The 14,730-nt window shown below is 58.5% G+C and carries 12 protein-coding genes; 5 read left to right on the top strand and 7 right to left on the bottom strand.

Annotated features, from left to right (window positions below):
* Positions 1–174: 174 nt before the first annotated feature.
* The 3 genes from H7698_RS30075 (at position 175) to H7698_RS30065 (ending at position 2,649) form a co-directional block, all read left to right on the top strand.
* Entirely contained in the window at positions 175–1,104 is a 930-nt protein-coding gene (locus H7698_RS30075; protein ID WP_003150544.1) for a recombinase family protein, read from the top strand.
* Between the two features lie 64 nt (positions 1,105–1,168).
* The gene (locus H7698_RS30070; protein ID WP_016980297.1) at positions 1,169–1,672 is read left to right on the top strand and encodes a hypothetical protein; all 504 of its coding nucleotides are present in this window, start codon (positions 1,169–1,171) and stop codon (positions 1,670–1,672) included.
* 8 nt (positions 1,673–1,680) lie between these two features.
* Entirely contained in the window at positions 1,681–2,649 is a 969-nt protein-coding gene (locus tag H7698_RS30065) for an endonuclease (RefSeq protein WP_016973422.1), read from the top strand.
* 165 nt (positions 2,650–2,814) lie between these two features.
* Here H7698_RS30065 and H7698_RS30060 read toward each other — a convergent pair whose 3' ends face one another.
* The 7 genes from H7698_RS30060 to H7698_RS30030 form a co-directional block, all read right to left on the bottom strand.
* Positions 2,815–3,090 carry a hypothetical protein gene (locus tag H7698_RS30060; RefSeq protein WP_016973421.1) on the bottom strand — a complete coding sequence of 92 codons (276 nt, stop codon included), beginning with the start codon at positions 3,088–3,090 and terminating at the stop codon, positions 2,815–2,817.
* Positions 3,091–3,588: 498 nt separating this feature from the next.
* Entirely contained in the window at positions 3,589–9,045 is a 5,457-nt protein-coding gene (locus H7698_RS30055; protein ID WP_194693813.1) for a WGR domain-containing protein, read from the bottom strand.
* Complete coding sequence (locus tag H7698_RS30050) at positions 9,033–10,235, bottom strand: M48 family metalloprotease (protein WP_016974323.1); 1,203 nt, start codon at positions 10,233–10,235, stop codon at positions 9,033–9,035. Before H7698_RS30050 ends, H7698_RS30055 begins: the two co-directional genes overlap by 13 nt.
* Positions 10,236–10,491: 256 nt before the next feature.
* A complete protein-coding gene (locus H7698_RS30045) occupies positions 10,492–11,463 on the bottom strand; it encodes a DNA replication terminus site-binding protein (protein WP_016974324.1) in 972 nt (323 codons plus the stop codon).
* A 195-nt stretch (positions 11,464–11,658) separates the two neighbouring features.
* Entirely contained in the window at positions 11,659–11,844 is a 186-nt protein-coding gene (locus tag H7698_RS30040) for a hypothetical protein (RefSeq protein WP_016974325.1), read from the bottom strand.
* Positions 11,845–11,861: 17 nt separating this feature from the next.
* Positions 11,862–12,227: a hypothetical protein gene (locus H7698_RS30035; RefSeq protein WP_016974326.1), complete on the bottom strand. Its 366-nt coding sequence runs from the start codon at positions 12,225–12,227 to the stop codon at positions 11,862–11,864.
* A gap of 80 nt (positions 12,228–12,307) precedes the next feature.
* Positions 12,308–13,810 carry a 3'-5' exonuclease gene (locus H7698_RS30030; protein ID WP_016974327.1) on the bottom strand — a complete coding sequence of 501 codons (1,503 nt, stop codon included), beginning with the start codon at positions 13,808–13,810 and terminating at the stop codon, positions 12,308–12,310.
* Positions 13,811–13,956: 146 nt separating this feature from the next.
* On the opposite strand from H7698_RS30030, the gene H7698_RS30025 reads away from it, so the two are divergent.
* Together H7698_RS30025 and H7698_RS30020 are read left to right on the top strand one after the other, a co-directional pair.
* Entirely contained in the window at positions 13,957–14,271 is a 315-nt protein-coding gene (locus tag H7698_RS30025; protein ID WP_016974328.1) for a hypothetical protein, read from the top strand.
* A gap of 106 nt (positions 14,272–14,377) precedes the next feature.
* A complete protein-coding gene (locus tag H7698_RS30020; protein WP_016974329.1) occupies positions 14,378–14,719 on the top strand; it encodes a hypothetical protein in 342 nt (113 codons plus the stop codon).
* Positions 14,720–14,730: the final 11 nt, after the last annotated feature.

The raw sequence follows: 14,730 nt of genomic DNA, 5'->3' as shown, positions 1-14,730 counted from the left end.
TGTTTATACGCCAATCACAAAGGGCGATGCAATGGTTCGACAAAACGAAGGTTTTGCCGAACTCTATCGAGGAATGGCTCGGTTCGTTAAGCTCCCCGCGCTACGGTTCAAATAACTGGTACGCTTAATCAAAGTTCAACTATTACTAACGTAGTCGAGTAAACAGTACTTTTGATGAAGATCGGTTATGCGCGAGTGAGCACTCGGGATCAGAAAGCCGACCTACAAGTCGATGCCCTGAAACAGGCCGGGTGCGAACGCATCTACCAAGACATCGCCAGCGGCGCGAAAAGCGCCCGGCCGGAGTTGGACAAACTGCTGGCCAACGTGCGGCCGGGTGATGCCGTGGTGATCTGGAAGCTGGATCGCCTTGGGCGTTCCCTCAAGCACCTGGTCGAGTTGGTCGGCGAGCTGGCAGAGCGCAAGGTCGGCTTACAGAGCCTGAATGACCCCATCGACACCACCCACGCCCAAGGCCGCCTGGTGTTCAACCTGTTCGCCTCGCTGGCGGAGTTCGAGCGCGAGCTGATCCGCGAGCGGACTCAGGCGGGTCTGTCGGCCGCACGGGCGCGTGGCCGGATCGGTGGCCGTCCCAAGGGCCTGCCAGCCAAGGCTGAGGCCACCGCCATGGCGGCCGAAACCCTCTACCGCGAAGGTCGCCTGAGCGTCAGCGCGATCGGCGAGAAGCTGCACATCTCCAAGAGCACGCTGTACAGCTACCTGCGCCACCGTGGTGTCGAGATCGGCGCGTACCAGAAGAGCGCCAGGTCACGCGACCAGCAGCCTTCGGCCGCGTCGCCGGCAGAGCCGCCCGCCGCCGAGCGGGTGGCCACCGTCACCCTGCGCCTCGCGGTGGTGAATAACAGCAAGTTCGTGCGCGGCCGGAAGCGGGCCACGGAGAACATTGAGCGCTACTGCCTGGAGCCCTATGGCATGAAGCGGCTGGATGCCGGCCACTATGAGTTGACCATTCCGTATCGGAGCGACGATGAGCTGGACAAGAGCGTGCATGACCTGCTGACCGAGATCAGCCAGGAGGCCGACATGCGCAACTGTTTTGTCGAGATGGGCGCCTGGGAAGAAGACACCGAAAAGCGTTGGTAGGGCTTACGTTGGTTTTTGGTTCCATTGCTCCCCAAACCCCTACTTCATGGGGGCGGTTGCTGGGATGATGGATTCGGGAACGACAAGCACGGCAAGTAAGCCCAGCGAGTTTTATTCCGCGGTTGAGTCGAAGAACCTACTGACGCTTCAGCGCCTGCTCAGCTCCAGAGAGGATCTTGACGAGGTGGCCAAGGCGTATGTGCTAGCCCAGGCATCTGTTGCCGGTGGCAACTCATCGAAGTGGGTCGTGCTGACAGCAAAAAATCTGCGAGAGAGAAAAATCAAGGGCGACTTTTCCGTGCCGGCCGGGATTGCCTACGCCATCGAGGCAACTGCGCTTGGCCCAGAAAGCCCGTCCCTTTCTGAACGAGCCGAACAGCATCGCCAGAGTGCCTTGGCCGAGGCAAGCGACTGGAAGCGCAACAGCTTCTGGGCACTTCTCCTGGCTGGGTTGTTTGGGGTCATTGCCACGGGCCATGAATCGATCGCGCAAATTATCTTTCGCAGAGTTCGTCGCATCGGCGAGCTTCTTTCCCCCCTGAATAGCCTGGAACCACCCTTGTTTTAAGGAAAACCATGAAATCGATCCTCATGATGTTTTTGGCCATGCTGATGGCCACGTCTAACTTCGCTCTGGCCTCAGCACCTACGACCTTCGAGCAGGCCAAGGTTGAGCTACGCCAGAAGGTCTACTACGACCGCAACACCAGCGAAGCCGGCGATCTTTACTGTGGGTGCAATTGGAAGTGGGTAGGGCGATCAGGAGGCCGTGTGGACTTCGCCTCGTGCGGGTACGAAGTCCGCGCTCAGGAGAATCGCGCGCAGCGCATCGAATGGGAGCATGTCTTGCCCGCATACGCCTTCGGCAGCCAGCGGCAGTGTTGGCAGAACGGGGGGCGCAAAAACTGCATCGATAACGATCCGGTATTTCGCAAAATGGAAGCCGACATGCACAACCTCGATGTGAGTGTCGGCGAGGTGAATGCTGATCGCAGCAACTTTCGTTATGGCGTTTTACCCTCAACACCCAAGCAATACGGCGCTTGCCCGACCAGAACAGATTTCCAGCAGCGGGTGACAGAGCCTCGCGACCAGGTAAAGGGAGCGGTTGCTCGCATATATTTCTACATGCACGACCGTTACGGGCTGTCGATGTCCAAGGCACAACAGCAGTTGCTGATGGCCTGGGATCACCAATACCCAGTGACCGCGTGGGAACAGGAGCGTGACCGGCGCATTGCCCGAATAATGGGGCACAGCAACCCATTCGTAACAGGTGAGCGTTCTTGGAGTCTCGGGATGCGAGTGACGAGAGCCGGCACGATACCCCAGGCCATTCGGAGCGAGCCAGTTCAGCACCAGGTATCTGGTGGAGACGCCTCCAACTCGATCCCGCTGGTGATTGGGAACCGCAATAGCAATGTATACCACCTGCCAGTGGGCTGTCCGAGCTATGGAAAGGTCGGAACGCGCAACCGGGTAGAGTTTGCGAGCGCTGCGGACGCCGAAGCGGCGGGGTTTAAACGGGCCGGAAACTGCCGATAGGGGGCCGTGCGGGGCGGATATGCAGTTATGTAGTGCTGGGGCTTGCCTGAACGTTTTCCTGCCCTCTGGACGCTCTGCGGTGGCTACAGCAAGCGTGAGGTGAGGAAGCTGGTATCGCAGGCACGGCCGGGTGTATCACAAAGATCTCCCGGCCGACCTCAATGATCATTCAACTGTCTGGTGCTGTTTCGTTTTTGCGGCCTGCTGGGGCGGTACTGGCTCAGGTTGGGCCGGCGTCGTGGCCAAGGTATGAGTAATCACCGAGCCGCTTTTGTTTGCCAGGTTCTTTGCCAGAGACTCACGGACAACTTCCATAGTGAGTATCCGCGAGGTGGCAATCGCAGATTTGAGGGGCTGGCCAGCTGCAACCAATACCTCAACCATGTCCAGGGCCGTATTCACGCCGGCTTCGATTCGTTTCTCAACGCCATCAATCATCATCTTCTCGATCTCCGTTTCAGGCAGCTAGCGGAATGCAAGCGACCTCAAAGGAGCGTACTCGGTTCATTAGTGGCTTGAACAGCTCAGCGCATGGAAGGATAATGTTTGCTACCTAATTATTAGGGTGCTAACGACGTTTAACAAGTGGGCGATGTCAGATGTTCATGTATCGGTCAAAGCGCTGTTATAGCTGGTTAGCTTTCTATGAATGGGAGTGGGTGTTCATCTATATGTGTTCATGAAGCTTGTTCGTCAAGTACAACGGCAGCAGCGTCTGCTTGGAGATGGGCAACCTCAAATAGGAGGGAAAGACATTGCCGTGGTTCACGAAGAGTCCCGAAATCGCTATGTCCAGCGCCTTGCTCAAATTGTGGAGCCGAATGTTCATAAATTGATGCTCATGACAGACAGCTCTCTAGGGGGCCGCCCCCTTTTTCGGACCGCTGCAGCGCGTTCAGATTGAACGCGCTTGTCTGATTCATGCTGGACCGACTGAGCTCACCCCGAGGTGATTGAACCCGCCTGCTCTTGATACCCTTTGCGCAGTTTCTCCGTGATCAGCTTTTCCGCTTCACGCAAAGCACGTTCAGGGCTGTCGAGGGACTTGATCAGGGTCTGACCCTTGGTGCCGATACGGCCAAAATGCACCGTCACCTCGGCCTCTGCGACACCAATACGCCAGAACTTGTTTGAGTTGCCTTCACCGAAGGTGAACTCGCGCATCAAGGGTGTCGCTTCAGCGGTGACAGGTGACTCAGCCTCGATCTCGACGCTTTCCTCTACCTGTTCCGGTTCTGGCAGCGCAGGGGCTTCCTCACCTCGCAGGAGCGATTCGATGCGATTGAGTACGTCCTCCGGATCGCGCAGCCAGTCATGGCTAAGCACGTCGATGATCTTCCAGCCGAAACTGCGCAGCACCGTCGGGCGGAAGATGTAGCGCTCACGCACGTCCGTGGCCGCTGCGGTGTCGCCGTCCAGCAGCACGCCGAGGCTGAAGTGTTCGCCGCTGGCGTCACTGATCGCCAGGTCACAGCGGAACTGCGAACGCCCGACATATTCCTGGACCGAATGCCCGCGTTTGCGCAACGCGGCGGCGAGGGCGCTGCGCAGGTGGTCCTTGGGCAGGCTGACGGCAAAGGATTGCTTGGCGCCTGGGTTGAGGTTGGCGAGGATGCCTTGGGAGCGCGGCGCATCCCCAGTGGCACTGGCCTGGGCAAACTGCAGGAACGCACGCAATGCAGCGGCACCATCGTTGTGGGTGTTGGTGATGGCCTCGGACTCAATGCTGGAGACGATCGCCATGCGCTTGCGGGCGCGACTGAAGATCACATTCAGGCGTTTTTCCCCGCCACGCTGGTTGATCGGGCCGAAGTTCATCAACATCTTGCCGTTCGGCCCTGGCGCGTAGCAGATGCTCAGGATGATCACATCACGCTCGTCCCCCTGGACGTTTTCCAGGTTCTTGACGAACAGGCCATTGAATTGCCCGGCATCTTCACGCACATACTCGCGCTCAAGCCGTGTGGCAAAGGCCGAGTCGCTGCTGGCCAAGTCTTCCAACGCCTGCTCGATGGCGCCTTGCTGGGCCTCGGAAAACGCCACGATGCCCAGGCTCAGGCCGGTCTCGCGTTGCAGCAGTTCACGCACCAGGTTGGCGATATAGCGTGCTTCGGCCAGGTTGCTGCGGCTGAGATAGACACCGTCGCTCATCTTCAAGAAGCTGATCGGGCTTTCCAACAGCGTGTCGGCACCTTGGATCACGGCCTCGGTATCCGTGGAGTCCAGTGCGGCGTGGGCCGGGGCAGGGCGCTCGATACGACGGTCGGGAATGGTGATCAACCGCCCTTCATAGAACGCTGCGTTGGAGAAACTGATCAAGGCTTCGTGGCGGCTGCGGTAGTGCCACGCCAGCAGGGTCGCCGGCAGGTTACGCGCGGCTTGGCTGAGCAGGCTGTCGGCATCCAGGTTGATAGCGATCTGTTCGCCGTCCTCCATGGCAATCAGTTCGTTATCGTCCTGGTCGCCGGCACTGGAGAAGAAGTTGGTCGGTGGCAACTGCATCTCGTCACCCACCACAATCACCTGCTGCGCACGGCTCAGGGCCGGCACGGCTTCTTCGCTGGGTATCTGGCTGGCTTCGTCGAAAATCACCACGTCAAACAGGTCCGGCGTCAATGGCAGGGTGTCGGACACCGACAGCGGGCTCATCAACCAGATGGGCTTGAGGTCGTTGATCACCCGGCCACTGTCACCACTGGCCATTTCACGAATGGAGCGATAGCGCATGGTCTTGCCCAGCTCATGCTCCAGTTCACGGCGACCCTTGGCGTAGGCTTTCTTGAACTCGCGCGCCTGGGCGTCCAGTTGCGTCACCGACATCGCCGATTGCTTCACATGCTCCAGAAAACGCTGGTGCAGCGTCGCGCTGAGCACATGAGCGTTGCTCTTGAGCAGGTTGCTTTCTGCCTGGCTGACCTGGCGCGCGGCCAAACTCAAGGCCGGGCCATCGAAGCGGGCCAGCTGTGGGTTGGCGCGGTACAGGCGGGTCAGGTTTTCCTGGGCAATCAAGCCGTCCAGTGCACGTTGCGCCAAGGCGTACTGTTGCACGACCGCGAGGCAGACAGGATTGGCCTGGTGCAGCTCATTGAGCAGGGGCAGGGTATCGGGCAGTTCGTCGAGTTCTTCACGCAGATCGCGCAGGTATTCCGCCAACTCGCCCAGGCTTGGCGCGAGGTCGAACACACAATGTTGCGCGACCAGCTCGGCCAGGCGCGCCAACGGCTGACGCAGGCTGGCTTCCTGGCGCACGCCGGGGAGGGCGTCCGGGTTACCCCGCAGGCTCTCGACCCACTGGCGCAACAGCGGTGATGCGCTGAGCTGCTGGAGCAGGGCTTGCAGGTTGTGCACGAACAGGTCGATGTCCGGGATGCCATAACGGCTTTGCAAGCGTTGCTGCTCGGCGTGTAACTCGGCCGTGGCGCGGTGCTCACCCGCCAGGTTGTCGAGCACACTGCGCAAACTCGGGCGAATCGCGTGCTGGCTGAAGTCGTAGCGTCGTTGCAATTCACCGCGCAGCCGCCACCAGGAGGGTTGCAGCCAACGCAGCGGCGAGCTTTCCAACCGCTGTACCAGCTCAAGGGCCGCCTGGGTGTCTTGCGGCGCCAGTTTTTCACGCCAGTGGTGGGTGGATTCGCGGGCGTTGTGTTGCTGTACAGCCAGTGCCTGCAACGCCGCCTGTTCCGCATGCAGCGCTTGAGAGCCTGATGAGCCAGGCTCCAGCAGATCGAGGTGCGCGGCCAGGTTGGCGCTGGTCAGTTGCTCGGCGGCCTGGGTCAGTACGCACGCATCTGCCAGGCGAGTATTCCCGGACAGTAGGCTCGACGATGACTCCAGAAACAGTTCGACACTGTCCATCAACCCACTGGCTTCATCCAGGAATGCCTTGAGTTGACCATACGCATGTTCATGGGTAATCAGGCTTGAGGCCAAGCGGCTGAAAGGATGCCGTGCAAAGCTGTCGAGGCCGAAACGTTCTTTGATCGCCTGATACACGCGGCCGGTCAGCTCGCTTTGGGCCTGCCAATGACGCCATTCGGGCAGACGCTCCAAGGCTTCGGGTGGTAGCTTGGCAACCACGGGCGGCAGCTCGATCAGATGACGCACCAGCTCGCGTACCGAGCATGCCAAGGACTCCGGCACGCCCGTCATGGCCTGTTCAAAACGCTCGATCAAGCCCAGCTGTTGGCTCAGGCCGGCCAGTAAGGTGTCGCGCCGCGCTTGCAACTGCGGCGACTGGGCATCGCCGGCGATCCAACGCTCATAGCACTCGCGCAGGTTACCCACGAAGGCTTTCTTATCGGTCTGGGAGTCATGGATCAGGCAGCACAAGTCGCCCAGTTCACTTTGTTGCAGGCGATGGAATACCACGTCCAGTGCCGCACGTTTCTCGCAGACAAACAGCACTCGCAGGCCGCGGCCGGCATAGTCCGCGATCAGGTTGGTGATGGTCTGGGATTTACCCGTGCCCGGCGGCCCCTGAATAATGAAGTTGCGTCCGGTGCGGGCCAGGCTGACGGCAGCATTTTGTGTCGCGTCGCCGGCCACCACGTTCCACTGTTCCGGGAGTGGGATAGGGTCGGGGGTCTGGACCTCGACATCGCGAGGCTCGATGGAGAACATCCGGTCAAACGCTTCGTTCTGCGCCGGCTCGTCGATCAACTGCGCATAGTCACGCACCAGCGACATCTTGCGATAGTTGAAGTTGGCCAGGGTCACCTGGGTCAGGTCGATGTCCCAGGCGTAGCGATGCCCCTGGTTCTCGGGCAGGGCGAAGGTGCTGTTTTCGGCGCTACTCGCAACCATCTGAGGATGTTGATTGCGCAGCACAGGTTTGGCGCCTACGGCCAGGCGCAGCGGCAATTCGCTGGGCAGGACCTTCTGTTGGAACCATTGCAGGCCCAGCGGACGGAAATCTTCGCGGTCGTAGCTGAAGTCCGGTTTCACCAAAGGCATCGCCGAGCGCTGGCGGGCACGACGGCGCTGGAAGTGGTGCAGATGCTGCACGGCCTTTTGGTGGATCAATTCGATTTGCGGTTTGCTTTGCAGGCGTAGCTCGACGCCGGGTTCGGTCAGTTTGATCTGGCGTGCAATATCGGCGTGGATGTCTTCCAGCGAAGTCTTTTGCAGGTCGACGGTTTCCGGCAACTGGATATCGTAGAGCTGACGCAGTTGATGGCGCAGTACCGGGTTGAATTCGGCCTCGGTTTCGTCGCACTGCAACACGAACTGGTCACGCACGCCTTTTTTGCGACTCAACTCCACTGGAAGCCACAGCAGCGGGGTGACGATGCGTTCTTCCGGCGTGTCCTTGAGGTTGTGCCAGCGCATGAAGGCCACCACCAGGCGCAGGTTGCTGAAGCCAAACTCGGCACGGTCGCGGCGGGTTTCCTGGATGATGCGCTCCAGCGACGCCTGCAACCAGGTCTGGTCTTCAAAGCGCAGCCACTGTTGCAGGCCAACGGGCTTGCCGCTCAGCACTTGTTCGGAGAACCCGCCGAAGGTCGGCTGCCAGGTGCACAGCGCTTCAGGCCGGATGCTTTCAATGCGCATCACCAACGGCACGCTGGCCACGGTCAGATTGACATTGGCCTGGGTCGGCCGGAAATACAGCAAGCGATTGCGCCGCGATAGGTCAAACAAGCGGTTGCGCAGATGTTCCAGCACCACCGTACGCCGCGACGCCGGGCCTTCGGCCTGGGCCAGCACACGCTCGACATCCAGGCTGGCCGGCTGTTCGCGCCAGGACTCGAGGCGCCGCGCCAGCGAGCCCACATCCGTGGCACGTTCGTGGCGGTTGAGCTCCGTCATCTCGACGATCAGGTTGGCCAGCACCGGGTTGAGCCGGCCATTGAGCTGGAACAGATTGCGACGGTGCCGGGCAAACGTCTTGAGGTCATTGATATCGGTAAAATCCAACCCGCACGCCAGGCACGCCAGCAACTGGCCGAGCTGGAATATGTCGGTGATCTCATCGTGGTGCCCGAGGCGATGCTCCCAACTGTGCAGGTCCGGAAGGAACACCGGGTGGTCGATGGCCTGATGCAGGTCCTCCTGGACCTGCAGGTCGGTAATGGCCACGCCGCTTTCCGAATCCCGGGTCAGGCGGACTTTGCCGACGACGTTCAGCGCCGATTCCGGATTGGGCTGCACCTGCTTGATCGCTTCCAGCGCCAGCCGCGGCGGCACGCCTTCAGGATTACGCAGTTGCAGCGTGCGTTCCGGCCCTTGCAGCACATCGAGATAACCGAGCTGGGCGACACGTCCCAGCTCGTGCAGCTGTGCCACCTGACGCAGCAGTGGCAGCGCCAAGAACAACACATCGTCGATGGGCACGGCGGCGCCATCGTGACTCTGCAGCAATTGAGTGAACGTGACGGGTTGAATTACTGGGTCCATGTGTCGACCTCCGCTTTGAGCGCGCGAACGAGCGGGTCGAGCTCACGTTTGGGTAGTTTGATATCGCGCTTGAGCACGCTGATAAAGTCATCGGCGCTGCCGAGTTTCTTCGCGGTGCGCGCGGCGTGCAGCAGAGCCTCATCCCGCAAGTCGCGGTCCACCAGGCTCAGGTCGAGCATGATGAAGTGCAGGTATTCATGGATGCTGGTGTCGATGCGATCGGCATTCAACGTCGTCAGGTCGAGCGGCGTTTCGTTGTCTTTCCAGTCCGGGAAAAAACCGCGTACCTGATTGAGCACAACCTCGGATTGCAACAGCGGGGAGCCGATGAAATGGGCCATAAAGCCGCGGGTGAGGGCGGTCAACTCGACCTGGTCGGTCACATCCAGGCGATTGAGCGACAAGGGCCCGCGCAACCGGCGATCCAGCCAGTTATCCGTCTGCGGGAGTTGCTGCCACCAGCTGTCCACCGCCTGGGAGCGCAAAAACGTCTCCGGATGGGAGACGCCCTGGGACAGCTGGGCATCCTTACCATCCAGCTCGCGGGCCTGCTTCAAGTAACTGGCCGCATCGACGCTGACAATGCCGGTGTGAATCTTGACCAGCGAGGTAATCGACGCCTCTGACCCATTGGCCACCAGTGCCGCGCCGCGGTCGGCATAGATTTCAGTGTGCAGGCTATATAGACGTGCAGTCTGTTCCAGGCTGGGCGGCGTATTCACGTCGGCCATAGCGTGATTGAGAATCCGCTCGGCGGTGAGAAAGTCACCACCGTGCTCCGACCACAGCCGGTAATGAGCCAGCTCATGCCCGAGCAATGCCAGCAATTCCTGGGCGTCGAGACGCTCAAGAATCGGCCCATAAAACACCACATGCACTTCATCGGCCAGGTAATACAGGCTCGCGTTCATCGCGCCGTCGCCAGCTTGGTAAAGGGTGGCGGGTGCCTTGATCTGCAAACACTGCAATGCGGTTTCACAGGCCTGATAAGCCTGCGGATGGGTCTCGGGGCTCAAGCGATAAGTGTCACGCAGCAATTGCGCACGTACATCCTGGGCGTGTTCCTGCTGAACGCCCAAGGACGAGGCCCATTCCCACACGGCAGGTTCATGGGCTTTCAGGTAGTCGACCACACGCTGGTGGTAAGGCAATGGCGTCAGGCTGCTGATATCCAGCGCAGGGGTACTCATCGTGTTCAAACGTCCTTGAGAGGATACGGCTCCATACACTGCGTGGGCAGCAGAGAACTGGGCTGGCATCCCGGTATCAGTGATCGGCAATAAACGCGGAGCATACCTAGGGGTGGGGGAAATTACTTGTGAAAGTGCATGAGTTAAACGTGTGGCGGGTACTGGGCATGTGCGAGCAGAGTCGGCGCAATCTTAATACATTATTTAACATAATCCCTATTATGCGAACTCTAAGCCATTGATTTTTATGGATAAACTATCGCTCTGAGACGTCTTTTATTGATTCTCGGTAGGTCGAAAGCACCTCGGGGCCATCTGGCCCGCCGGGCTCTTGGGTAATTGGTTCCGCAGTGGATGAGGCTACGAAAAAGCGCCCACCAGGGAGTGCCGGCAACCGGTGCTTTATGTCGGGCCGTTTTGCTGATCGCGAGTCTCTATCGAAGTCCTTGAGGCCAACGACTTTTGCAGAGGGCTGCCCATCGAGTACGAAGAATGGGAGGTTGGCATGCAGCATTGCGTCATACCGGCTTCGCTCGGAAAACCACAGCATGGCCCGTGGATGCGGAGCGATAGGCTTTGGTGCATCTAAAAGGTCGGTTTCAGCCATGTTCGCGATGGTGCGTAGATCGATCCACTGGGGGCTATTCTCCACTGGCTCGCCGGTGGCCACGGATCTTTCATGTGCCTCGGCAAGCAGTACTTCCCGGACGTGGCCAACAGTGACACGCTCTTTACCTGAGGTGTGGCCGGCCCAGGTGAATGTGATCTGCCTTGGGGCCGCATCAAAAACTTGGATTGCGCGCTTCAGCTGGTTGAGAGAGAAATTTTTCCCCAGGGCCTGGCGCATGATGTGGGAGCGGCGGCTGACGGCGACGTTGCGAAACACGCGCTCAGCCTCGATCGCATCCACCAGCGCGCTCTTGCAGCGATTCACCGCCCTACCCTCATCGAGTATCGATCCGGAGAGGAGAAAGTACCCCGGCAAACGCAGCACGGTACCTGGAGCCTGGCCGAGATCGCGCTCAAACTCGCGTAACGCCTCTACGGCGGCCTTGATCGCGTCAGTTCCTGTCAGTACCTGGACGTTGATTCGAGATGGCGTCCTCTGTTCAGAGAGGAGCGGGATGCGCCATATCATCCCGCCGACAACCAATGCGGGCCATTTCTCATTGAAAGCCCCAACGGTTTCGACCAAACGCTTGTAAGCGGAAACAATTGCGTCAGTCATCTAGGATTCCTCATAATACCACCCCTTCACTACGGCTATGCCGTGTGCCCTCCTCCCCCTCTGCTCCATGTTAACCAGGAGCAACGCAGCGGGTGCGAAAGCGATCTCGCGATTGAAGGGGTGGTATTACCAAGTATCACAAATTCCGCTCATAAAAAAACCCGTTCGAAACGGGCTTTTTTGCTACGTGTCAGCTCAGCGAGTTCGGACTGCCTCCAGAGACAGCAGATCCTCAATGTGATCCGCAGCGTCGGCTCGCAAACGGCTCTCCAACCTGTCTCGACTGATGTGTTCAGTTTCGCCCGGCTCAACGAGCAAGACTACATAGCCCTGATCCCGCAGCTGCTGAAGCAAAGCTGCCTGGTGGCTGGAAATGGACATGAGAATATCTCCTGTGATTAGCGGGTGAGTTTCAAGAATCGAAGCAACCAGGCGAAGCCTGCTTTTCGCTTCGGTTTCCATGTTTGCCAGAGCCCGTTCATTGGGCCTGAAGCTGTCAAATCATCATGAAGGCGCAACAAGAACCTGGTGATGCTCCTGCACTCAGGGCAATAGCCGCTTGCTTCAATCGTGAAGCACCACTGGGCAGTTCGGGTGACAGCTCCTCTCAGATGCTCGTCCGGGATCGTTTGGTTGCAGCCGCGGCACTCACCGGCGAACACATGCCAGGCTGTTTTATTCTCAAAACGAACAGGTAGCTGGCTGGCAATGCTCGACATCGCGAGCAGATCCAGATCCCGCTGGGTTGACTTTTTCCGACTCATTTACGGTCCATCGGTAATCTAATGGTCAAATCCAATCCTAGTGCGTGCACCGGATAACCCAATGCGATGCTCGAGGAGCACTACGCGGCAGCCGCCTGTTTCTTCCTGAAAACCATTGGGGTGTTTGGCTTGCGACCATCACGCCGGTCGACGAACTCTTTCATGATCTCCAACATCGTCGAGTTGACAGCCAGAACACGCATAGCACGCGTACACGCGACGTATAGGAGGTTCATCTCATCGATCCATGGTTCCTTTTCGTTGTCCGGATTGAACGGATCGAAGGTGAAATCCTCAGCCAGTTGCACCGCATCCCACTCCAAGCCTTTCGAGCGATGCGCGGTGCTGAGGGTGATGGTGGCTTCAAGCTCATCAGTGACCGCGTTGCGCCGCAGCTTGGCAAACAACTCCGGGAGATCCGCGCTGTACTGCTCGATGATCTTGATCGAGCGGTTCATCTCAGGGTCTTGGCTTTCATCGGCAATCTGCTTGTAGAGGTCATAATCAGGATATTCCTGGAGGAGTTTTTTCCCCTTCACTCGGTCACGCCACCCCTTCGATAGCGCATGTAGGTCTTCAAGATCCTGGAGGTTGTAACCCTCGATCCCCCCAACCCAGTAGATCTTTGCACCAGTCTCTACATTGGCCAGCGCCGTCTCGATCACTCCAACCACCGTCCGACAGAGTACGGTGCGATGTTCAAGGTCAGCCGGTAGCGCCTTTGAAACACGAGTCTCGCCACCAAGCCCAGCCAGTTGGCGGGATTCACCCTTGAACGCGAGAACCATGTTGGCGACGTGCGCAACGGCAGACCCGAACCGAAACGACTGAGTGAGGTAATGGACTTCCGCTTTGTCGAGCCAGGTCGCATTGAGAGCGTCTACAGCCCCCCTGAAACGGTAGAGCATCTGATGGCCATCGCCACAGACGACTACACCCATACCGTATGCCGCCTGCTGCGCAAGAACACCTGCAATCACTGGATTGATGTCCTGTGCCTCATCTCCAAGCGCAATATCGTAACGGTCCCGCAAGTTTGGTTTCGAGAGAGCCCAGAGCTTGAGGTACCCATCGTGCGTAATATTCGCTGCCTCGTTATGGATGTCGCACATTTGCAACCAAAGCTGCCTGGCTCCTTCGACGATGCTGCCGGCGGCGCGCTTCATTCGATCCGTCTTGAGCTTGCTTACAGGGCAGTGACAAAGCTCGATATCGTCATCCGCGCTGGCCAGATAATTGTTCAGCGTCTCTTGCACGCTGCGCACCAGCTCCCAGTTCTGTGAGCCGATAACTCTTGCAATGTCGGTCAGGCGCAGATTGCTCGTGAGCTTGTGTCTGTACTTCGATCCGATCGACGCATAAGCCAAGCCATGGGCTGTTTTGCACGTCACGTTCGGCGGAAACTTTTGCTTGGCAGCAATCTCGACGCTTTTGTTGTAGCAGAGGTAGAGCAGACGGCATTGAGGTCTAGCCTTGGCATAGCCAACAAGCGTGGTGGTCTTCCCTGTTCCAGCAAAAGCCACCAGCTTGACGATACGGGCCAACGAGTTAATCGCTGGCCCCTGTTCGTGGGTGAAGTTCATGCCTTGGATCTCCGTTCTGATATGTCTCCATGGTTGCATAGCCACGCACAAACCCAAGCGGGGCTGCCAGCTCTGCCCTCTACAGGATTTGGGTATTCCTGGAGCGGTGGCAATGTCTTCTCACACCCGGAATCAGAGCAGCAACCATGACTTACGACGAGACCCTTGCTTCCTATCAGCGTCTTCTTGAAGCCAATCCAGGGAAAGCATTGCAAATCGGCGACGATTGCTACGCGGTACTGATCAACGGAACCTTGAGCGGGGCATACGCCACCCTGGATGGGGCTGTTGATCTCGGGACGATCTTCAATTTTGACCCTGAAGGTTGGGACGCCGAATGCGAGTGTTGGGACGGTGATGTTTCTGGCATGCAAACAGCATTTTGCGTAGCCGCTCCAGCCTTTGTTGATCTTCCGCCACCACCCGCGAGGAAGAGCACGCCCAACCAGGGGGAAAAATAATGCTAGGGTTCGCCGCCAATGCGATGTCGAACAAAGCCAGGGGAATTCCGTTTGGGATTTACGAGACTGCTGGCAGGATGAATGCATATCAAGGGAGCCGTAGCTTATGACAGCCATCCAACTTTTCCAGCAGTGCCAATCGGAGCCGGTACGCACCGATCTGATTCAGATGATTCGTGACGGCATGATTCGCCGGCTCAAGCGATTTGTTGTAGAACCTTACGATGACGGCATCACCTGGGGAATTCAGACAGTCGCCATAGCAACACCAGATGCTGATGACGGCGACCAGTTTCCTGTTGTGATTGTCGATCTTCACGAAGATGACCAGGCTGCAATGTCGTTTGCTCTGAGCGTCTTCGACGCGCTCAAAACCGCAGGGCGAGCATCAGTCGAGGATGTATGCCAATGGCGGCGAAGCCTATTTACGCTGGTACCCAATTACTGAGCATCACCCGT

The sequence above is a fragment of the Pseudomonas sp. p50(2008) genome, from assembly GCF_015351605.1.
Classification (GTDB): Bacteria; Pseudomonadota; Gammaproteobacteria; order Pseudomonadales; family Pseudomonadaceae; genus Aquipseudomonas.
This window is presented reverse-complemented; position numbering and strand designations above follow the sequence as displayed.

Bases quoted from the DNA above. Each gene is read 5' to 3' on its own strand.
- H7698_RS30075 (WP_003150544.1), top strand. From the start codon at position 175: ATGAAGATCGGTTATGCGCGAGTGAGCACTCGGGATCAGAAAGCCGAC.
- H7698_RS30070 (WP_016980297.1), top strand. From the start codon at position 1,169: ATGATGGATTCGGGAACGACAAGCACGGCAAGTAAGCCCAGCGAGTTT.
- H7698_RS30065 (WP_016973422.1), top strand. From the start codon at position 1,681: ATGAAATCGATCCTCATGATGTTTTTGGCCATGCTGATGGCCACGTCT.
- H7698_RS30060 (WP_016973421.1), bottom strand. From the start codon at position 3,090: ATGATGATTGATGGCGTTGAGAAACGAATCGAAGCCGGCGTGAATACG.
- H7698_RS30055 (WP_194693813.1), bottom strand. From the start codon at position 9,045: ATGGACCCAGTAATTCAACCCGTCACGTTCACTCAATTGCTGCAGAGT.
- H7698_RS30050 (WP_016974323.1), bottom strand. From the start codon at position 10,235: ATGAGTACCCCTGCGCTGGATATCAGCAGCCTGACGCCATTGCCTTAC.
- H7698_RS30045 (WP_016974324.1), bottom strand. From the start codon at position 11,463: ATGACTGACGCAATTGTTTCCGCTTACAAGCGTTTGGTCGAAACCGTT.
- H7698_RS30040 (WP_016974325.1), bottom strand. From the start codon at position 11,844: ATGTCCATTTCCAGCCACCAGGCAGCTTTGCTTCAGCAGCTGCGGGAT.
- H7698_RS30035 (WP_016974326.1), bottom strand. From the start codon at position 12,227: ATGAGTCGGAAAAAGTCAACCCAGCGGGATCTGGATCTGCTCGCGATG.
- H7698_RS30030 (WP_016974327.1), bottom strand. From the start codon at position 13,810: ATGAACTTCACCCACGAACAGGGGCCAGCGATTAACTCGTTGGCCCGT.
- H7698_RS30025 (WP_016974328.1), top strand. From the start codon at position 13,957: ATGACTTACGACGAGACCCTTGCTTCCTATCAGCGTCTTCTTGAAGCC.
- H7698_RS30020 (WP_016974329.1), top strand. From the start codon at position 14,378: ATGACAGCCATCCAACTTTTCCAGCAGTGCCAATCGGAGCCGGTACGC.